The following is an 18,271-nucleotide window of genomic DNA, read 5'->3' as shown; positions in this document are numbered from 1 at the left end:
CCGCCGAGTGCTGTGATGGCTACGATGACCGCGACCGCGACGAGCGCGATGATCAGACCGTATTCTACCATACCTTGACCGTTTTCGTCATTAAAGAATTTTTTCAACATTGCTTTTTCCTCCGTTAATTTTTTTAATTTATTTGATTTGATTCGTTGATTAGCCGGCTGAAACAGTATTGAGTTTATTTGCCGTCTTGTTGAAGACACCCTGGATGCTGCCGCTGAGTGCTGTGATGGCCACGATGACCGCGACCGCGACGAGCGCGATGATCAGACCGTATTCGACCATGCCCTGGCCGTTCTCGTCGTTCAAGAATTTTTTCAACATAATTGTTTACCCTCCTGTTTTCTTTTCCTGTCTGCGGCCGCCGTATGAAAAATTTGCGGATGCCGTTGTTTTTTGGACGCGTGCGCGTCTCGCGTGCGCGTCTCGTGTGTGTGAAAGCGATTATGTATCGGGGTATAGATTTTTTTATTTCTTTCACCCCTTTACATGAACAGAGATACCGAGATGAGCGCTGCGGCGAGGAACGGGCCCATCGGAATCAGCGTCTTGAGGCGCTGAACCAGGGGGATCCGATACTGGACCGCGATGTAGATCAAGACCAAAACGCCCATCATAGTGATCGCGTATAAACTGCCCATCAGTCCGACACAGAAGCCCATTGCGGCGGCGAGTTTGATATCGCCCGCGCCGACCTTTTTGGAAAACAGCGCCGGAAGCAGGAAGAGCACAAAGCAAGCGGCGAATCCGCCGAGTGAGGAGAGCCAGTTGATTTCGGTGACACCGGCGGCCCCGAAGCCGACGGCGAGACCCAGCAGCGCGAAAACCAGCTCGTTGGGGATGATCCGGTGTCTGGCGTCGATGCAGCTGACAGACGCGCAAACAAACAGGACTAAGTATAGATAGAGGGTCTCCCAGTCCAGGCCAGCCTGCCAGCCGATGGCGGCTCCGAACAGCCCCATGGCGATCGGGAGGACGATATGCTCCGCTTTGCCTTCTTTGGATTCGATGCCGCGGTTTTTCAGCAGCAGCCGGTTCAACAGCAGGACCGGATAAGACAGCGCGGCGCCGAGCAGCGCGCAGCAGACAGATGTGATGATGGTTTGGAGCATTTCATTCACCTCTTTTTCTTCAATCAGCGGTTCGGGGAGGAATTCCGAGCCGCTTTCTCTTCATGGGTCTCGGGTTAAGCATTTTCCCGTAATTTTATGGGTATTAACGAAGTTTCGGAATCGGTTAATCGTATTTCTTTTTGGAAGGACCGCAGCCAATGGATCTGCTTTTTTGTTCGTTCGAGGATATTCAACGCCGCATCACGGCAGACGAACCTCGAGGTGATGTTCTTATAAGAGAAGGGATAATCGGATATGTAGTAGTACGAAAGATCGATTAAAAAATCTTCGCAGGCCTTCTTTTCCGTTTCAAAATACTTTTTATCTGTTTGTCTCAGTAAAATCGGATTTGTTATAAGCTTTGAGAAAAGAAAGTTGATATTGTGAGTTTTCGGTGCTTCGCAGTCGTTGTAATAGACATACATGCCCTTGAGTTGGCGTTCGATGGCGGTTTGGCACAAACTGACGACATAAACCCAGCGTTCGCTCTTCACGAGCGGTTCAATCGTCTCAAGATCATAGTCGGTCAACATAATCCAATAACTGTATTTTTCGTTCTTATTCATTTTCTCTCTTTCCTCCCGATTGAGCCGCCGGGTTAATGTATAACCGGGTTCGGCTCCGGATTTTCAGTATTCGCTTTTACGGTTCCGCTGATCTGCGACAGAAAACCCTGTAAAAGACGTAAAGTGCCGACGGCGGACCAATCTCAAAATCACGCGGATGCGTTTATGCGGTTTGAGATTTATTTTCCGACATCGGCTTACGGGTGTTTCATTGACGGTCGGCGAGCATTTTGCATTTCGGGTTTTTAGCCAAAAGATGAAAAAGTGCCGACTATGTATTTCGTTTGCCCCCGTAGCGACAGCGGTGGGATTGCTATGCTGTCAGCTCAATGCCGTAATCGGTGATTTCTTCAATAATCCCGCACGGATCTTCCAGTTCGTCGAGCGTAAACGCCTGAACCTGTATTTCTTTTTCCGGATCCGTGCAAATCTTAACCAATTTCCTGTATTCATCGAGAAGACATTCTTTATTGATATCGAAGAAGACCGCAATGTCGATATCACTCTGTGCGTTTGCCGTACCTTTTGCATATGAGCCGAACAGCATGATTTTTGCAACACCTTTGAGCTCACTTATTTTTTCAATGCACCGTGAGACCAGCGTTCTTTCGATATTCGGAAGGAAGTCGGCTGCGGCCATTTAGGTACCTCTTTTCTTAATGAGTTAAAGCATACGAAACATTTTGATTTACCTTACAATTTCTTTCATCATACCTTTAAAAACAAAAACAACCTGACCATATAAAGATGCCAAGTTGCTATCACTCGTTATAATCCGAAGAAAGAACCCCGGTATATTGAGATCGGCAACTGGCTGCCATCGGCTTTCGCCCTTAGGCCCTTTAGCTTTGCGTCGCCCGTTTTCACGGGTTTTGCCTTTTACGTGGGGACAAGATTTGCTTGTCCGCCTTTATAATAAATGCCTAAGTAAAATTTGTCAAGGGGGAATCTGACAAAATACTTCACAATGTTTTGGCTTGAAATATGTGCAATATATACAATTATGGCAAAAAAGGCTTCTTTTTAGGTGAAATTTAATTAATTTGTGACTGTCATTTTAAGAGATTTTTATATTGATTTGTGATATAATCAAATAAATAGATCGGTAACGGATATCTCAAAAAAGAAGATGCCGAATATAATACGCCCGGTATCGATGGTTATGGAGGCAGAAATGGACAAAATAAAAATTATCGAATTTGATGAAGTAAATTCAACAAACGATGAGCTAAAGAAGCTTGCGGCAGCCGGCGAGCCGGAAGGCTGTATTGTCGCCGCCAAACGGCAGACTAAAGGGAGAGGCCGCAGCGGGCGTCAATTTTATTCTCCCGAAGGCGGCATATATATGAGCATTTTGCTGCGGCCGAAGTCGGAGGGCTTCGGTTCGACTGTCGCCACTGCGGCCGCTGCCGTCGCTGTGGCGAAAACCGCCGGACGGCAGGCGGGAATCAAATGGGTCAATGATGTTATTATTGATAATAAAAAAGTCTGCGGAATTTTAACCGAGGCGGTCTTCGGAGAGAGTGCAAAACCGGAATTTGTGATCGTGGGTATCGGAATCAACTGTTATATACCGGAAGGCGGATTTCCGGACGAACTTAAAAATACCGCCGGCGCGATTTTTGAACCCGGAGAAGGCGACCCGGCTCAGCTGCGGCAGGAAGTACTCGATAACTTCTTCCGATTGTATTCGGGAGGCAGGACCAAAATCGGGCGGGAATACCGCGAGCGGTGCATCACGCTCGGAAAGCGGATAGAAATCCAGCGAGGCGACGAATTGATCGTCGGTACTGCGGTTGCGATCGGCGATGATTTTAAATTGCTTTTGCGCACCGATACAGGAAAGGTGATTTGGCTGTGCTCGGGTGAGATAAATGCACAGTCGCACTGATAAATGAGAAAAGAGAAAAGGGCGCACGTAAAAGCTCGTGCGCTCTTTCATATTTTATGTTTATTGTATCCTGACCGTCTTTCCCGTTAAGGCGGATTCATCGGCGGCGAGGGTGACTTTCAGGGTCTCGACGGCGGTGTGATAAGTCGAGTGGAGGCCGCCTGTATCGCCTTTTTTAATCGCGTTGATAAAGGCATTGGCCTGAATCTCAAAGATGTCCCCCTCGGGTGTGATGGTCTCTTGATGTCCTTTACCGTGATCGATTTCAAGCGACATATCCCAGGTATTGAAGCGGCAGCGGGCGGTTTTTGAGGAAAACAGCAGCCCGATATCGTTTTCCTCCCGCACAAAGCAGCCGGTCGTAAAGTTGCCGACCGCGCCGTTTTCGAATCGGACGTTAATCACCGTTGCATCATCGACGTTGTAGCCGTTCACATCGGTCATAAAGCCCTTTGCGGCGAACGCCGAGACCTCGGTGATTTTCCCGGCGATGTACACGGCGGCGTCGACGAGGTGGGTGCACTGCTCGGTGAACTGGCCGCCCGACTGCGCTTTGGTGCGCCACCACATCGGACCCGGCATCGGTGTGACCCATCTGCCGTTGACGAGCGCGGGTTTATCATTCGAAATCGCAAAAAGGCTTTTTACATAATGAATGCTTTCGTAATATCTCATCATATAGCCCGAGGCCGCGACGGTTTTTGCGTCTTCAAAGGCGCGCTCGACTTTGAGTGCGGTTTCGAGATTGTTGGCGACGGGTTTTTCGACGAAGACCGCAGACACAGCTTTGGCACATAACAGTTCGGGTTCGCCGTGGACATGCGGCGGCGTGAGAATATAGACCGCGTCGAGCTGCTCTTTCGAGAGCATTTTGCGGTAATCGTCGTAGGCCTTTGCGCCGATCGGTAAAGCGGCTTTTTCCGCTTTGTCAAGGGAAGTTGCGGCGACGGCGGCAATTTGAACGCCTTCGATTTTTTGAAGCGCTTTGATATGCAGACCGGAGACCCAGCCGGTTCCGATGATTCCGATTTTCATATCGAATACCCCTTAATACTTCAACACGACTTGGATGATGTCGGCGGGATGCTTGTCGACGAGTTCATAAGCGGTTGCAATCTCATCATAGGGGACGATATTCGTGATCAGATTGCCGAGTTTGAGTTTCTGAATCAATTCCAAACAGGTCTGCTTTCTGCGCTCGGTGTCCCACATGTGGCGGTATTTCGGATTGATATAGACCATCTGGGAGCAGCGGATCGTGACGCGGTTGTGGTGAAATTCCTCGGCGAGGTTGAGATCGGAACACGCCCCCTGATACCAGCTGAGCGCGGTGATGGTCGTGTCGGACGCAGCAATCCGGATGGCATTGTGCAGACCCTTGACGCTGCCTGAGCTCTCGATGACCGAGTCGGGGCCTTTTTTATTGGTGAGTTTTCGGATCTGCATCGCGACGTCGCCGACGGTCGGGTCGAAAACCTGATCTACGCCGTTTTCGAGCGCGGCACTGCGGCGTTTTTCAAACAGGTCAACGCCGTAGACCTCGAGCGCGCCCGACAGTTTGACCATCTGGGAAACAAGCTGCCCTAAAACGCCGAGGCCGGAGACCGCGATTTTGTCGCCGAGCTTGATTTCGGTATCCAACACCGCGTTATAAGCGGTGACGAGATTGGCAAAAAAGACCCCCTGTTCGGGTTTCAGACCCTTGGGCAGTTTGACCGCGTCTGCGGCATTCAGGATGACTTGCGACTGGTGAGGTGAATTCGAAAACACGATGTCGCCGATGGCAAAACCTTTGACGTCCGTGCCTTTTTCAATCACTTCGCCGACATTGGCATAGCCCATGTACCAGACGCCCGGGTCACAGCTGCGAATCGGGAAGATCCATGCATCTTTTTCGGCCGGGACGAATAATTTTGTCTCCGGATCCATCTTGTTTTTAAAGAACGGGGCGTTGCCGCGGTAGACGTTCATCTCGGTGCCGTGGCTGAGGCCGGAATAGAGCGTTTTTGTGCGGATTTGGTTTTTGGCAAGCGGCAAATCGGGCACTTCGGAGAGGGAGATTTTTTTCGGGCCCTCATAGATCATAACTTTCATTTTTCATTCCTCCAAGGATTTTAAAATTTCATTATCATTATAAAAAAAACCGACAGAAACGGAATGAATTCATTCGTGCTAAATTTGCACGCATGTGGTTTCTTGACATCTTAAAAGAATGTTATATAATGGAGAAAAACGCAGTGAGGGGCGATAAAATGCGGATGGAGTTTTACAATGCGGCTTCACTTGACCGCGATCTCGATCTGCATTATTGCGGTTATGAAGATGTCGTCCCCGACTTTACCTGCGGTCCGAATGTACGCGATTGTTTTTTGATTCACTACATTCAAAAGGGAAAGGGCTTTTATAAGACCGGCGGGAAAATCCACCGGGTCGACAGGGGATCACTGTTTTGCATTTATCCACGCGACGTGGTGTGGTATTATACAGACAGCGCCGACCCGTGGTCGTTTTATTGGTTCGCTTTCAACGGGCGGCTGGCTGCGAAATTGTTGGAACAGAAGGGCATCACGCGGGAAAACCCCGTGCTGGCGCTGAAAGAGGAAAACGTAATCCCGAAACTGATGGATGCACTGCTCGCCGAGTTCGAAGCCGAGACCCCGGACGATCTGCCGCTGACCGGGCATCTGTGTTTTTTGCTCTCCGAGCTTGAAAAATCGCAGCTTGTCAGGAGCCCGCGTGAGGGAGGCAAAAAGTCCTCCGGTTATGTCGAGAAGGCCCTAAATTATATCCACGTCAATTACCACAGGGATGTGCAGGTTGCGGCGCTCGCCTCCTATGTCGGGTTGGAACGCAGTTATTTTTCAAAGCTGTTCAACCAAACCACCGGATATCCGCCGCAGACCTATCTGCTCCGATATCGGCTCGAAAAAGCCCGGGAACTGTTGAAGACCACCGGGCTTTCCATCGGAGAAATCAGCGAGTGCACCGGCTTTTCGGACGGTTTTTATTTTTCGCGGGCATTCAAAAATTTCACCGGACTCGCTCCGGCGGCTTACAGAAAACAGTGAAAGGAGATCAGATTTTTATGCGGGAACTTATTGGAAAGATTTCTGAAAACTTGAAGCGGGTTGATTTCGAAAGATTGTGGAAGGGGTTTCACCGATATCCGTTTGCGCTATATGATGAGAAAACCGTGTATCTGGAAAACGGAGAAATCGCGCGCGACGATCGGTTTTTCGGCAACACGGCGATTGTATATGAGGGCGGACGGCTCGCCATATGGAATATCACTGGCGACCCTTCGGCAGAGGATGCCGAGACGCTGGCAGCCGATATGGTGCATGAGATGTTTCACGCGTTTCAGCAGGAAAACGGCGAAAAGCGGTATCCGCACGATTTGAAGACGATCCGATATCCATATGACCCCGAGAATTTCAACCTCAAATTCGCCGAGAACCATCTGCTTGCGGACGCTTACGAAACAGCGGACGCGGCGCAGAAGCGGTTATATTTAAATGAGATTTGCGGCCTGAGGCAAAAACGCGAAGGCCTGATCGGCGATATGGTCGAATGCGAATATCGGACAGAAACGCTTGAGGGAATGGCCGACTATATGGGCACTTCGGCGCTGAAAATGATTTCGGAAGAAAAATACGCCCAGCGGTGCAGGGACTACACCGGGAAACTGCGCAAGCTTGCTCCGCTGCAGCTTGATATCCGCAAGATTTCGTATTACGCCGGAGTGATTTTGCTGTTAACGGCAAAAGACATGGGAATAGATTTTTACTATGAAATCACGGGGGCAAAAGAACCCGTTTGGCGGCTGATTGCGGCGAATTTCGAACCGGATTTACCGAGAGATTTATCAACGGTCGGCGACATCGGCTGCGTTAAAGAATTGATTTTGACCGTACGGGCGAAGCACGAGAGCGAGATCGAGGAGTTTATGCGGCTTTTCAAGTCGTTAAAGAGCGGTGATTTCACGATCACCGGTTATGACCCGATGAACATGCTGCGAATTAAAAATTATATTCTTTGCAAGACCTTTGTGCGGCTCACGGATCATGCAACAAACACCGCCGAAATTCTGACCGGCGAGACGTTGCTCGAAATGGTATCGGATTCGGAAAACAAGGTAGTTCAATATTTCAGGAAGTGAAATTGCAATTGTCAAAACGGCAATAGCGTGTTAGAATAAATTAAAACCAAGGATTTAGAAGGAGACATTATCATGGGATTCGGAATTCAGCTTTATTCGCTGCGCGACGTCATCAAGGACGCCGTGGCGGGTACTTTAAAAAAGGTCGGCAAGATGGGCTATACCGAGGTCGAATTTGCCGGGTATTATGATTTGAAAGCCGCCGAGATGAAAAAAATCCTCGACGACAGCGGACTGAAAGCCGTCAGCACGCATGTGGGACCCGACGGCGTCGGCAAAGACCTTGATGAACAGATTGAATATAACCTTGCAACCGGAAGCAAAAACATCGTGCTTGCGGGCGGCGGAATGCAGACAGCGGACGACGTCAAAAAGATCGCCGAACTGCTCTCGAACGCCGCCGAAAAAGCCGCGAAAAGCGGCGTAACCATCGGCTATCACAACCATGATTATGAGTTTGTCCGCATGGCGGGGAGCAAACGCTTCATCGACCTGCTTGCCGAGGAGACCGACAAAAAGGTCACGTTTGAATTCGACGTCTATTGGGTGACGTTCGCAGGCGCAGACCCGATGGAATATGTGAAAAAGTACGCCGGAAGAGAAGTGTTAATGCACCTCAAAGAGCTGGCAGTGATCAACGGTGAAAAGAAAAACGTCGAGCTCGGCGATGGCATCATTGATTTCAAATCGCTGATTACGACAGGCAAGCAGATCGGCATCAAGCACTTTATCGTAGAGCAGGAGGGCTATACCATGCCGGTGCTCGACAGCTGCGCACGCTCGGCGCAGGGACTTTTAAAGCTCGGGCTCTTATAAAGGAGAAAATAAATGGCCGATATTTATATACCGGACAGCGACCGATATACCAAAATGCCCTATCAAAGATGCGGCAGGAGCGGACTGAAGCTGCCGCTGATTTCGTTGGGAATTTGGCACAACTTCGGCGACAATTCCGATTTCGGGGTTCAGGCGCAGATGCTGCGTACCGCGTTTGACCTCGGAATTACCCATTTCGACGCAGCCAACAACTACGGCCCACCGCCGTGGTCCGCCGAGATCAACCTCGGAAAACACTTGAAAAACGATTTTTCTGCGCACCGGGACGAATTGCTGATTTCGACCAAAGCCGGTTATTTCGGTTGGGAAGGCCCGTACGGCGACTGGGGCAGCCGCAAATATCTGATGGCCTCGCTCGACCGCAGTTTGAAAAACCTCGGGCTCGACTATGTCGATATTTTTTATCACCACCGCGCGTCCGACGACGACCCGATTGAAGAGACTATGGGGGCGCTTGCCGACATCGTCCGGCAGGGCAAGGCGCTGTACGTCGGCATTTCGAACTACAACCCCGTGCAGGCCGTTAAAGCTGAGGCGGAACTCAATAAACACCATATGCACTGCCTGATTTGCCAGCCGCGTTATTCGATGCTCTATCGGAACCCGGAGAAGGCCGGGTTGTTCGAGACGCTGGATGAACTCAGCATCGGCTCGATCTCCTATTCGCCGCTCGAGCGCGGGATGCTGACCTCAAAATATTTGAGCGGCAAATTCGATAAACCTCTGACCGATCAGCAGCAGGCACAGTTGAAAATCGCTGTACAGCTCAACGAGATCGCCAAAACGCGCGGACAGTCGCTCTCGCAGATGGCGTTATGTTACAATCTGCGAAAAGTCACTTCGGTATTGATCGGCGCAAGCAGACCCGAACAGATTACGGAGAACGCGGGCGCACTCAAAAACCTCGCTTTCGAAGAGGAAGAACTTGCGGTGATTGAGAATTTAATCGGGTGAAAATATGAACGTAATTAAAAGCAAATTGATTCAAATACAGATCGAAAAGGTCATTGCCGCGCTCGGCAAAAACAACATGCAAGGGTATTACGCCAAAGACCGCAATGAGGTGCTCGAAATCGCCAAATCACTATTGAGTGAAGGTGATACCGTCGCGTCCGGCGGTTCGGTCACGCTTGACGAATGCGGCATCATCGCCTTGTTACGCAGCGGTAAATACAACTACCTCGACCGGGCGGTTCCGGGGCTCTCTAAAGAACAGATTCGGGAGGTCTATGTGAAGACCTTTGACGCGGATGTGTTTCTGTGCTCGGCAAATGCGATCACGCTCGACGGAAAGCTTTATAACGTGGACGGCAACTCCAACCGGACTGCGGCGTTATTATACGGGCCAAAAAGTGTCGTCGTGGTGGCGGGGTACAACAAGATTGTGCCGGATATCGAAGCGGCCGCCAAGCGGGTCAAGACCATGGCCGCGCCCTGCAACTGCATGCGCTTGAACTGCGAGACCTTCTGCCACGAAAAGGGCGTCTGCATGGAGGCCGACAACGACGAATTCGGTAGTGGGTGTTCAAGCGACGGGCGAATCTGCTGCAATTATGTGATCAGCGCAAAACAGCGCCACAAGGATCGTACGAAAGTGATTCTTGTCGGCGAAGAGCTCGGGTATTGATTAAATTTATGAAATTTGTCGTCGCAATCGATTCCTACAAATCTACGATGACCAGCAAAACCGCCTGCGAGACGGCGGTGAATGCCATCCGTTCGGTGTTTCCGGAAAGTGAAGTCATCATTGTTCCGGCTGCCGACGGCGGCGAGGGCACCGCGCAGGCGTTTTTTTCGGTCCTCGGCGGGGAGGTCATCAAAAAGACGGTCACAGGCCCGGATTTCCGCCCGGTTGAAGCCGAATATGTAATTATTCCGAATCAGACGGCGGTGGTCGAGATGGCCGCCGCTTCGGGGTTGCCGCTCATCACCGTTAAAGACCCCGAAAAAACCACGACGTACGGCACGGGCGAACTGATTGCCGATGCAATAAATCACGGCTGTAAAGAGATTATTCTAGGCCTCGGCGGCAGCGCGACCAACGACGGCGGCGTCGGGGCGCTTTCGGCGCTCGGAATCCGATTTTTAAAGGCCGACGGCACTTTGATCAACCCGACCGGAGGGGGACTTTCCGAACTGGCTGATATTGACGCGAGCGGCATGAGCGAAGCGGCAAAAAACTGCCGTTTCACCGTGGCCTGCGACGTCGAAAACACGCTATGCGGCGAAAAAGGTGCGTCGGCGGTCTACGGGCCGCAAAAAGGTGCGACCCCCGAAATGATCAAGCGGCTTGACGAGAATTTAAAACACTTTGCCGAGATTGTACAAAAAAAGACCGGGAAAGATATTTTGACGCTAAAGGGCGGGGGCGCTGCGGGCGGATTTGCCGCGGGCTTTTCCGCATTTTTCAATTCGGAACTCAAATCGGGCATCAAACTGCTGTTAGAGACGGTTCGGTTTGACGAGCTTATCAAAGACGCGGACTATATTTTTACGGGCGAGGGCAGGGTGGACAGCCAGAGCGCTTACGGAAAAGTAATTTCGGGCATCGGCGCTTATGCGCAAAAAGCCGGTGTGCCCGTGATTGCGGTGGCGGGCGACATCTCGCCGGATTACCAAGCCGTTTTAAGCCACGGCGTGACCGCCGTGTTCAGCATCAACCATTTGGCCGTTCCGTTCGAGACGGCGAAGCTTTCTTCTGTTGATAACCTACGCGACACCGTGACAAATATCAGCCGACTGATCAAGGCCGCTAAGAGCTGACCCTTTTTGCCTTTCTAATTCCTGATATTTACAATAATTCGTCAACCAGTCCTCCCGCTTGTGAAAGGATAGTCAAATATGAAAAAGCATCTGATTGCGACGCTGGTTCTCATCTTCGTATTCAGAAAGGACAATGAAGAGATTCACATTAAATGAGAGAACCCCCGTCAAGGATATGTTCTCGACCATTATACTGCTCGGGACCATCCTGCTGCTGATCCTTGTGTCTTTCCTGCCTGAGAAGCCGGCGATTACAAACGGCTTGATCTGTATGTCGCTGTTCGTCATCTGCATGATCCGTTCGCTTATCAAATATAAGGAGTTCAAAGAGGTAAAAGAATCGTTCAAATACGTCGATTATTTTACACTCGGGCTGCTTGACGGCCTATTTATCATGATTGCCGGTATCACCAAAGCACGTATCGTGGACGCAATCGCGGCGCTGTTTGTCAAAGTCAGCGGCAACAGTCTGTTTTTGATGTACTCACTGATTGTCTGGGCGTCGGTGATTTTGTCAGCGTTTATCGATAATATCCCCTACATCGCCACGATGCTGCCGATTGTCTCGGGCATTGCGGCGCTTTTAAACGTCGACCCGACGCTGTTATACTTCGGACTTCTCTCGGGCGCCACACTCGGCGGAAATCTCACCCCGATCGGCGCTTCGACTAACATCGCGGGGCTCGGCATTTTGCGCAAAGAGGGTTATGAGGTCAGCGTCGGGCAGTTTATGAAGATCAGCGTTCCGTTCACACTCGCGGCGGTCGTCACGGGTTATGTGCTCGTTTGGGTGATTTGGTGCAGATAAGCGCAAGTCAACAATATTTACAAATAAAAAAACAGCTGTGATCGACATTCATTGCTCACAGCTGTTTTTTATAGATGAATCATTGGCGTTCCGTGATAATTATATGGACGGTATCCCCGGATTTTTTCTCGATTTTTGCGCGGATGTCTTTGCGTATTCCTATGATATAACACACCGAGCCGTCGGGGTTTTTGATGCCCATATTGACAATGCTGCCGTCATAGGGCTCGCCGTCGAATGTCGCGTGCACTTTGACGCGGCCTTTTTCGAATTCTTTTTTGATGTCATACGGGAATTCGACATAGGCGCCGTCGATATCGGGCACTTGGCGAATGACGGCATCAAATTCGTAAGTTTTCATAATAACTCCTTGTTTTTCGACGTTTGGGGGCGGTTGCAACGGGTCGTAATCCATGCGATGGGGACGAGGACGCCGACCCCTACTTTTGGCCGGCTTGCATGACGCGCCATTTGGTGATATCGGCGATTAAATCGTAATCGATGGACTTATTTAACGGGAATTGGATCGTGCCTTTCGAGGTCTTGTAATCGGTCAGCCGCTCAGCGAAAAAGGTGGTCGCCTCGCCGCCGGGGAAGATTCCGATATGGTTTTTAAAAGCCGCGAAGTGAATGAGATTTTCGCCCTGCCAAAAAGTCGGCATTTGCCACGAGATTTTTTCGACCGCGTCCGGTGCGGCATTTCGGATGACCTCGCGGATTTTTTCAAGCAGCGGACGGACGGTTTCGGGTTGTTCGGCGATATATTCGCCGATGGTGCTGATTTTACCGCAGGTGTGGGATTGGTTGGTGTTTCTGAACGTTCTTCCGCATTTCGGGCACTGCCACATGTTTTTCATCTCCACTTCTGAAAAATATGAATTTTATATCTATTTTGCGCCGGAATCTTTAAGATACCATGGCGATCGCAACGGCGCAAAGTTTTATATACGTTCCGCTATCTGATTAAAAACTTTGTCAAAGGCTGCGCCCGAGACAATGCAGTTTTCAATAAATCGGTCTTCATAAAACGATTTTGCGATTTTAACGGCAGCGGGATTATCTTTTTCGAAAATTTCCGTGACAGGATTCATTGCACCGTTTCGCAATTTTAACTCAAAATAGGTTTGTAAAGTAAGCTGCACGGTCTCCAAAATGCCGGATTCAAAGCTGACCTGCATGTTCTTTGATGCGATATAGGGGTCATCCCGGCAGTAATGAACCGCACCGCAATAACTGTCCCTTGCGGCGACGCGCAGTTTTCTCAAATTGCTCATGACAATCGTTCCCATGCACATGGGGCAGGGCTCCATGCAGGCGAAAAGAGTGTAATCATAGGTATTGGGGTATTTCGACACATCGAGGTTACGGATTGCCTCGGTTTCCGCATGGGCAACCTTAGGATTCTTTGTACTGCTTTCAAACAGACGGTTTCTGCCTTTGGATATGATCTTGCCGTGTTCGTCGGTTATGACGGCGCCGATGGGAATGGAGCCGTTTACAAGCGCTTCCCAGCCTTGTTCAAATGCAATTTGCCACGGCCGTTCGATATTTTTATACATACAATCACGTCCTCAATCGGAATCATTTTACTGTTGTTGACAGTTGCTGTTCATCACTGCAAAATCGAAGATATGTACCCTTTATTTCCGTCAATCAGTGAGCACAGTTTTACATACGCATCGACTTGCGAGATATCTCCCTTCGGGTTATCCAGCCAGAATTCAAGAAACCGCTGCCGGAACAGGATCGAATACCCCAAAATCAAATCGGCGGATTCGGGGCGCGAAAACAGAGGCGTGATCATCCTGCTTACCGCATCTAAATATTCGCTTGTCTCGTCACCGTCACTACGGGTTAACAACCTGTCTTCTGTCGGTAAAAAAGTTAAATTCACAAGTGAATGGTAGTCGAGTTCGGGCGGAGCGATAACCGAGTGTTCAAAATCCATCAGAGAGACGACGTTACCCTCGTGCCACAGGAGGTTGTCCATTGTAATATCCCCGTGATTCAACACGGGTTTTGCCGTAAAATGAGCTTCGTAAAAACGCTTGAGGATTTTACGCATTTGGCAACCCTGTTCATCCGTCAGCAGCCCTTGCTCTATGTACCTTTCTGTGTCGGCCATTGATTTTTCTTCTGAAAATTCATTATACCATGCTGTTTTCTTAGCCCATGATTCCGCCTTCCCGATATCTGCGGTATGAACAGATTTCACAATATCAACGATTTGCCGTACGGCGGAAATACGCTGCGTCCATTTTAAGGAGTCCCAGACCTCGCTTAAGGGTTGACCCGACACCCTTTTTGAGAGGCTCCATTCAAATCCGTCGGTCATTCCGGTCTGAATATTCTGCGGATAACCGACATCCTTCGGAAGCAGCTTTGATAATTGCACTTCTCTGCCGATTCTGTCGTTGTCTCTTTGTAACGATACACGCAGGGCAAAATCGCCGTTCAGCCAAACCGCGTTTGTCCATCCGCCGGCGCGCACGGCGGTTTGAAAATTCAATCCGTATTGTTGAAAGACATCCGCGGCAATCATTTCTTCTTTTTTCATTGAGTGCCTCCATCATTTTAAACACTATTTTATCATAAAACAAACCCGTCATCAATGACTCTGATGATGAATGAGGGGAAGGGGAAATAAACCGAAAACAGCAACTCATTCATAAATACAATGCGGATTAGTTTCGAAAAGTACAATTATTATTGATCCGAATATTTACACTTCGTGCCATTTCACGTATAATGATCATACAGAGGAAAGATGATATGATGATGATCAGAAGCCAAATTGACAAAATAGAAAATGCCTTCAATGATATCGCGGACACGCAGGATGTCATAAAAACAGACGGCGATATCATTTCATACATATTGGAAAACTGTGAAATTGAGGCTTCTCCAAACAACAGCTTCTTTTTTTCAATCAGCGGCGAAAACATCATGCAGGAAATTATAGTTTCACGGGCTTTGAAATACAATGCGGATTTGCTGAAAAGCGGATTGAAGGACGGCGAAGACTGTCTTGCGTATACCGGAAGATACGACTTCAGCCACACCTGCCCCGACTTTGCGGCAATACTCGCTTTGGGATTTACCGGACTGAAAAGCCGGGTGACAGAGTATTCTGAAAAATACGGCAATACTCCTGAAAAAAAGCGCTTTTATAACAATTTGATAAAGGTTTATGATTCCGTCTTTTGTTTTCTGGACAGAACGATATCTTTTGCAAAAGACCATGGTTTCGACAGAATTGCCGACGGACTTGAAAGCATCAAAAAGAATCCCCCGCAAAACCTCTTTGAGGCGATGCAGACAATGATCGTTTATTATGCTTTGCAGCATACCGTCGAGGGAACCTATGTCCGCACTTTAGGCAGGCTCGATAAACTTTTATTCACTTACTATCAGAAAGAAAAATACAGAGAGTATGCAGATCAACTGATCGATGAGTTCTTTCAATCCATAGACACCCTGAAAGCGCCTGCTAATATTCCGCTTGCTTTAGGAGGTACGGATATAAACGGAAACAGCAGTGTTAACGAATTGACTTATAAACTGTTGAAATCTTATCATACGGTATATACCTCCAACACAAAGCTGCATTTGATGTGTTCGGAAAATACGCCTGATGACCTTTTAGGGCTTGCGATGGACGGAGTGCGTAAAAACAAGAACAGCATTGTTTTTATCGGTGATCAAACGGTTATTCACGCACTGACTAAAATCGGGGATCAATTTGAGGATGCCGCAGATTACCATATCGTGGGCTGCTATGAATGCGGTGCTTTCGGCGAACTGACCTGCTCTTGTAACGGAAGAGTGAATATCCCGAAAGCGATAGAGGTCTCGTTAAACAACGGAATTGATATGCTTACCGGGATGAAAATCGGGGTTGACTGCAATACAAATCCTAAAACTTTCGATGAATTCCTTTCAAATTTCGAAACCCAGCTGCGATATTTTTCGAAGTGCGCAATTGCCGCTGTTGATTGCTTTGAAAAACATTACAGCAAAATACATTCCTCCCCTGTTTTCACAAGTACGTTTGATTTTGCGCTTAAAAAAGGGGGAGATATCTATTGCGATCACACGGCAAAATATAATAACTCATCCATCAATGCATTGGGTCTCGGTACTGCTGTCGATTCGCTTGCCGCCATAAAAAAGTTGGTCTATGACGATAAAACTTTGACGATTTCCGAACTTGCCGAAATACTGAAAAACAATTGGAAAGACCATGAGGAATTGAGACTGCTAGTCAAAAACAGATTTCCGAAGTTCGGAACAGCGGACCAAAGCGTTGACAGTTATGCCCGTAAAATTATTTCTGTCTTATCGGACGAAATAGACAACCACCCCAACCGGAAGGGCGGCATATACCGGCTCGGCACTTTTTCGATTGACTGGCGTTGGGAATTCGGGAAGAATACCGCAGCTTCCGCTGACGGAAGACTTTCGGGGGAAACCATTTCGCAAAACACAAGCGCAACTTTCGGCGCCGATAAGCTTGGGGCTACCGCACATTTGATTTCTGTTGCCGGAATCGGAAACCTTGATACTCCCAACGGATCCATTTGCGATATAGACCTTCATTTCTCGGCGGTTGAAGGCGAAAACGGGCTTAACGCGCTTGTTTCCGCTTTGAAAAGCTACTATAAACTCGGAGGTTACGCCGTTCATTTTAATATATTAAACGCCGAAACATTAAAAAAAGCAAAAATGAATCTTTTTGAATATCCGAATCTGCAGGTGCGCTTGTGCGAGTGGAATGTATTATTCTCTTCTCTGAGCGATCAGGAAAAAGAGGAATTTATTGCCCGTGCCGATCGCGGTGAAAACCTATGAAAGCATTGATATCCGGAATCAAGCGAATGGAAATTCACGACGGTGAGGGCATCCGCACGACGGTTTTTTTCAAAGGTTGTCCGTTAAAATGCATTTGGTGTCACAACCCCGAAAGTATTTCAAGTGAAAAACAGTTGGCTTTTTTCGCCGACAAATGTATTTCCTGCGGTTCTTGTTATAAAAGCTGCACCCACAGCGCAATATCATTTAATCAATATCCTTTAATAAATAAAGAACTTTGCACAAATTGTTTTGTTTGTCAAAAAAATTGTCCGACGAACGCGCTGATGTCTTACGGTGATGAGTGGGAACTTGATGACTTGGAAAGCTGCATTTTGCAAGACAGGGTGTTTTTTGAAACAAGCAAAGGAGGAATCACACTTTCAGGCGGAGAATGTTTGAGACAAGGCGAATTTGTAACGGAACTTTCGAAAAGTTTGTATATGAAAGGCATCAGCGTAAATATTGACACCTGCGGTTTTGTAAATAAAAATTTGATACATACTGTCATGCCGTATATTGACACATTTTTATATGACATCAAGGCCATTGATTCAAATTTACACAAAAGCCTTACCGGGCAGGACAATAAACTGATTCTTGACAACTTAAAACATTTATCGGAAAGCGGCTGTAATATTGAAATCAGATACCTCCTTGTAAAAGGATATAATGACGGTGAATGTGAAAAAATCGGAGAATTCCTGCAGCATTTAAACGGTATCAAAAAAGTGCAAGTTTTACGATATCACTCTCTTGCCGCCTCAAGATACAAGGCATTGAATCTGAAAAATACACTGCCTCATACCGAAACCACCGACAGTGATATGCTCAAAGCCATAGATGCACTGAAAAAATTTAATTTAAATGTAAGCCAATGAAGAAATGAAACCCCGAATTTAAAAATAAAACGCCCACATGAGTGGAGATACGACCGCGAGCTAACGAAGTGTGAAATACAAAAAGAGCTCGGACGGCATACGCGTCCGGACTCAGTATGGTGGTGCAGAGAAAAACATCCGCTGCGCGGCTGTTCGGACTTGAACAAGTTCAAGTCCCATACCAAAATAAAAAAGCACTCACTGTCGTGAGCACTCTTTTATTTTGGTGCGAGAAACGGGACTTGAACCCGTATGTCATAGACACACGCCCCTCAAACGTGCGCGTCTACCAGTTCCGCCACTCTCGCATAAACTTTACGATTCGGAGTTCCAAACCGCAAAGTGTATTTTATCATTACAAAGGGGTTTTGTCAACCGGTTTTTTTGAAAAGCAGCG

The 18,271-nt window shown here is 48.3% G+C and carries 21 protein-coding genes, 1 tRNA gene and 1 riboswitch; of the genes, 10 read left to right on the top strand and 12 right to left on the bottom strand.

Annotated features, from left to right (window positions below):
• The 5 genes from PKH29_06875 to PKH29_06855 all read right to left on the bottom strand — a co-directional run.
• On the bottom strand, positions 1–110 hold a 110-nt coding region (locus tag PKH29_06875), incomplete at its 3' end, for a Flp family type IVb pilin (protein ID HNX14559.1).
• Positions 111–159: 49 nt separating this feature from the next.
• Complete coding sequence (locus PKH29_06870) at positions 160–330, bottom strand: Flp family type IVb pilin (GenBank protein HNX14558.1); 171 nt, start codon at positions 328–330, stop codon at positions 160–162.
• A gap of 161 nt (positions 331–491) precedes the next feature.
• Entirely contained in the window at positions 492–1,118 is a 627-nt protein-coding gene (locus tag PKH29_06865; protein HNX14557.1) for an A24 family peptidase, read from the bottom strand.
• A gap of 74 nt (positions 1,119–1,192) precedes the next feature.
• The gene (locus PKH29_06860; protein HNX14556.1) at positions 1,193–1,684 is read right to left on the bottom strand and encodes a HEPN domain-containing protein; all 492 of its coding nucleotides are present in this window, start codon (positions 1,682–1,684) and stop codon (positions 1,193–1,195) included.
• Positions 1,685–1,997: 313 nt separating this feature from the next.
• Positions 1,998–2,324 carry a nucleotidyltransferase domain-containing protein gene (locus PKH29_06855; GenBank protein HNX14555.1) on the bottom strand — a complete coding sequence of 109 codons (327 nt, stop codon included), beginning with the start codon at positions 2,322–2,324 and terminating at the stop codon, positions 1,998–2,000.
• Positions 2,325–2,486: 162 nt separating this feature from the next.
• A riboswitch (cyclic di-GMP riboswitch) is annotated at positions 2,487–2,571 on the bottom strand.
• A 287-nt stretch (positions 2,572–2,858) separates the two neighbouring features.
• Here PKH29_06855 and PKH29_06850 point away from each other — a divergent pair.
• On the top strand, positions 2,859–3,575 hold the full coding sequence (locus PKH29_06850) for a biotin--[acetyl-CoA-carboxylase] ligase (protein HNX14554.1): 717 nt from the start codon (positions 2,859–2,861) through the stop codon (positions 3,573–3,575).
• 60 nt (positions 3,576–3,635) lie between these two features.
• Here the strand turns inward: PKH29_06850 and PKH29_06845 are convergent, their stop codons facing one another.
• Both PKH29_06845 and PKH29_06840 read right to left on the bottom strand, forming a co-directional pair.
• On the bottom strand, positions 3,636–4,610 hold the full coding sequence (locus PKH29_06845; protein ID HNX14553.1) for a Gfo/Idh/MocA family oxidoreductase: 975 nt from the start codon (positions 4,608–4,610) through the stop codon (positions 3,636–3,638).
• Positions 4,611–4,622: 12 nt separating this feature from the next.
• Positions 4,623–5,669 (bottom strand): zinc-binding alcohol dehydrogenase, encoded by a 1,047-nt coding sequence (locus PKH29_06840; GenBank protein HNX14552.1) that lies wholly within the window; start codon positions 5,667–5,669, stop codon positions 4,623–4,625.
• Positions 5,670–5,797: 128 nt separating this feature from the next.
• Here PKH29_06840 and PKH29_06835 point away from each other — a divergent pair, with 128 nt between their 5' ends.
• The 7 genes from PKH29_06835 to PKH29_06805 all read left to right on the top strand — a co-directional run bounded on the left by PKH29_06835 (position 5,798) and on the right by PKH29_06805 (position 12,142).
• Entirely contained in the window at positions 5,798–6,643 is an 846-nt protein-coding gene (locus PKH29_06835) for an AraC family transcriptional regulator (protein HNX14551.1), read from the top strand.
• A 17-nt stretch (positions 6,644–6,660) separates the two neighbouring features.
• Positions 6,661–7,734 carry a hypothetical protein gene (locus PKH29_06830; protein HNX14550.1) on the top strand — a complete coding sequence of 358 codons (1,074 nt, stop codon included), beginning with the start codon at positions 6,661–6,663 and terminating at the stop codon, positions 7,732–7,734.
• 72 nt (positions 7,735–7,806) lie between these two features.
• Positions 7,807–8,550, top strand: coding sequence for a sugar phosphate isomerase/epimerase (locus PKH29_06825; protein HNX14549.1), 744 nt, complete (start codon positions 7,807–7,809; stop codon positions 8,548–8,550).
• Between the two features lie 12 nt (positions 8,551–8,562).
• On the top strand, positions 8,563–9,525 hold the full coding sequence (locus PKH29_06820) for an aldo/keto reductase (GenBank protein HNX14548.1): 963 nt from the start codon (positions 8,563–8,565) through the stop codon (positions 9,523–9,525).
• A 4-nt stretch (positions 9,526–9,529) separates the two neighbouring features.
• A complete protein-coding gene (locus PKH29_06815; protein HNX14547.1) occupies positions 9,530–10,198 on the top strand; it encodes a lactate utilization protein in 669 nt (222 codons plus the stop codon).
• Positions 10,195–11,334: a glycerate kinase gene (locus PKH29_06810; protein HNX14546.1), complete on the top strand. Its 1,140-nt coding sequence runs from the start codon at positions 10,195–10,197 to the stop codon at positions 11,332–11,334. Before PKH29_06815 ends, PKH29_06810 begins: the two co-directional genes overlap by 4 nt.
• 133 nt (positions 11,335–11,467) lie before the next feature.
• On the top strand, positions 11,468–12,142 hold the full coding sequence (locus PKH29_06805) for an SLC13 family permease (protein HNX14545.1): 675 nt from the start codon (positions 11,468–11,470) through the stop codon (positions 12,140–12,142).
• A 79-nt stretch (positions 12,143–12,221) separates the two neighbouring features.
• Here the strand turns inward: PKH29_06805 and PKH29_06800 are convergent, their stop codons facing one another.
• The 4 genes from PKH29_06800 to PKH29_06785 form a co-directional block, all read right to left on the bottom strand.
• Positions 12,222–12,503 (bottom strand): DUF1905 domain-containing protein, encoded by a 282-nt coding sequence (locus PKH29_06800; protein ID HNX14544.1) that lies wholly within the window; start codon positions 12,501–12,503, stop codon positions 12,222–12,224.
• A 79-nt stretch (positions 12,504–12,582) separates the two neighbouring features.
• Positions 12,583–12,990 (bottom strand): DUF1801 domain-containing protein, encoded by a 408-nt coding sequence (locus tag PKH29_06795; protein HNX14543.1) that lies wholly within the window; start codon positions 12,988–12,990, stop codon positions 12,583–12,585.
• Between the two features lie 93 nt (positions 12,991–13,083).
• Positions 13,084–13,701 carry a nucleoside deaminase gene (locus tag PKH29_06790; GenBank protein ID HNX14542.1) on the bottom strand — a complete coding sequence of 206 codons (618 nt, stop codon included), beginning with the start codon at positions 13,699–13,701 and terminating at the stop codon, positions 13,084–13,086.
• A gap of 53 nt (positions 13,702–13,754) precedes the next feature.
• The gene (locus tag PKH29_06785; GenBank protein ID HNX14541.1) at positions 13,755–14,699 is read right to left on the bottom strand and encodes an aminoglycoside phosphotransferase family protein; all 945 of its coding nucleotides are present in this window, start codon (positions 14,697–14,699) and stop codon (positions 13,755–13,757) included.
• Positions 14,700–14,914: 215 nt separating this feature from the next.
• Here PKH29_06785 and PKH29_06780 point away from each other — a divergent pair, with 215 nt between their 5' ends.
• Both PKH29_06780 and PKH29_06775 read left to right on the top strand, forming a co-directional pair.
• Positions 14,915–16,993 (top strand): pyruvate formate lyase family protein, encoded by a 2,079-nt coding sequence (locus tag PKH29_06780; GenBank protein ID HNX14540.1) that lies wholly within the window; start codon positions 14,915–14,917, stop codon positions 16,991–16,993.
• Complete coding sequence (locus PKH29_06775) at positions 16,990–17,874, top strand: glycyl-radical enzyme activating protein (GenBank protein HNX14539.1); 885 nt, start codon at positions 16,990–16,992, stop codon at positions 17,872–17,874. The genes PKH29_06780 and PKH29_06775 overlap by 4 nt, the downstream gene beginning before the upstream one ends.
• 224 nt (positions 17,875–18,098) lie before the next feature.
• On the opposite strand, the gene PKH29_06770 is transcribed toward PKH29_06775, so the two are convergent.
• Positions 18,099–18,182 (bottom strand) — tRNA-Leu (locus PKH29_06770).
• Positions 18,183–18,271 lie beyond the last annotated feature (89 nt).

The sequence above is a fragment of the Oscillospiraceae bacterium genome (assembly GCA_035353335.1).
In the GTDB taxonomy this organism is placed as follows: Bacteria; Bacillota; Clostridia; order Oscillospirales; family JAKOTC01; genus DAOPZJ01.
Note: the sequence above shows the minus strand (reverse complement) of the source record. Positions and strands in the feature narration are given on the sequence as shown.

Bases quoted from the DNA above. Each gene is read 5' to 3' on its own strand.
- PKH29_06795 (HNX14543.1), bottom strand. From the start codon at position 12,990: ATGTGGCAGTGCCCGAAATGCGGAAGAACGTTCAGAAACACCAACCAA.
- PKH29_06850 (HNX14554.1), top strand. From the start codon at position 2,859: ATGGACAAAATAAAAATTATCGAATTTGATGAAGTAAATTCAACAAAC.
- PKH29_06790 (HNX14542.1), bottom strand. From the start codon at position 13,701: ATGTATAAAAATATCGAACGGCCGTGGCAAATTGCATTTGAACAAGGC.
- PKH29_06845 (HNX14553.1), bottom strand. From the start codon at position 4,610: ATGAAAATCGGAATCATCGGAACCGGCTGGGTCTCCGGTCTGCATATC.
- PKH29_06820 (HNX14548.1), top strand. From the start codon at position 8,563: ATGGCCGATATTTATATACCGGACAGCGACCGATATACCAAAATGCCC.
- PKH29_06830 (HNX14550.1), top strand. From the start codon at position 6,661: ATGCGGGAACTTATTGGAAAGATTTCTGAAAACTTGAAGCGGGTTGAT.
- PKH29_06855 (HNX14555.1), bottom strand. From the start codon at position 2,324: ATGGCCGCAGCCGACTTCCTTCCGAATATCGAAAGAACGCTGGTCTCA.
- PKH29_06870 (HNX14558.1), bottom strand. From the start codon at position 330: ATGTTGAAAAAATTCTTGAACGACGAGAACGGCCAGGGCATGGTCGAA.
- PKH29_06840 (HNX14552.1), bottom strand. From the start codon at position 5,669: ATGAAAGTTATGATCTATGAGGGCCCGAAAAAAATCTCCCTCTCCGAA.
- PKH29_06835 (HNX14551.1), top strand. From the start codon at position 5,798: ATGGAGAAAAACGCAGTGAGGGGCGATAAAATGCGGATGGAGTTTTAC.
- PKH29_06780 (HNX14540.1), top strand. From the start codon at position 14,915: ATGATGATGATCAGAAGCCAAATTGACAAAATAGAAAATGCCTTCAAT.
- PKH29_06800 (HNX14544.1), bottom strand. From the start codon at position 12,503: ATGAAAACTTACGAATTTGATGCCGTCATTCGCCAAGTGCCCGATATC.
- PKH29_06825 (HNX14549.1), top strand. From the start codon at position 7,807: ATGGGATTCGGAATTCAGCTTTATTCGCTGCGCGACGTCATCAAGGAC.
- PKH29_06805 (HNX14545.1), top strand. From the start codon at position 11,468: ATGAAGAGATTCACATTAAATGAGAGAACCCCCGTCAAGGATATGTTC.
- PKH29_06860 (HNX14556.1), bottom strand. From the start codon at position 1,684: ATGAATAAGAACGAAAAATACAGTTATTGGATTATGTTGACCGACTAT.
- PKH29_06775 (HNX14539.1), top strand. From the start codon at position 16,990: ATGAAAGCATTGATATCCGGAATCAAGCGAATGGAAATTCACGACGGT.
- PKH29_06865 (HNX14557.1), bottom strand. From the start codon at position 1,118: ATGCTCCAAACCATCATCACATCTGTCTGCTGCGCGCTGCTCGGCGCC.
- PKH29_06815 (HNX14547.1), top strand. From the start codon at position 9,530: ATGAACGTAATTAAAAGCAAATTGATTCAAATACAGATCGAAAAGGTC.
- PKH29_06785 (HNX14541.1), bottom strand. From the start codon at position 14,699: ATGAAAAAAGAAGAAATGATTGCCGCGGATGTCTTTCAACAATACGGA.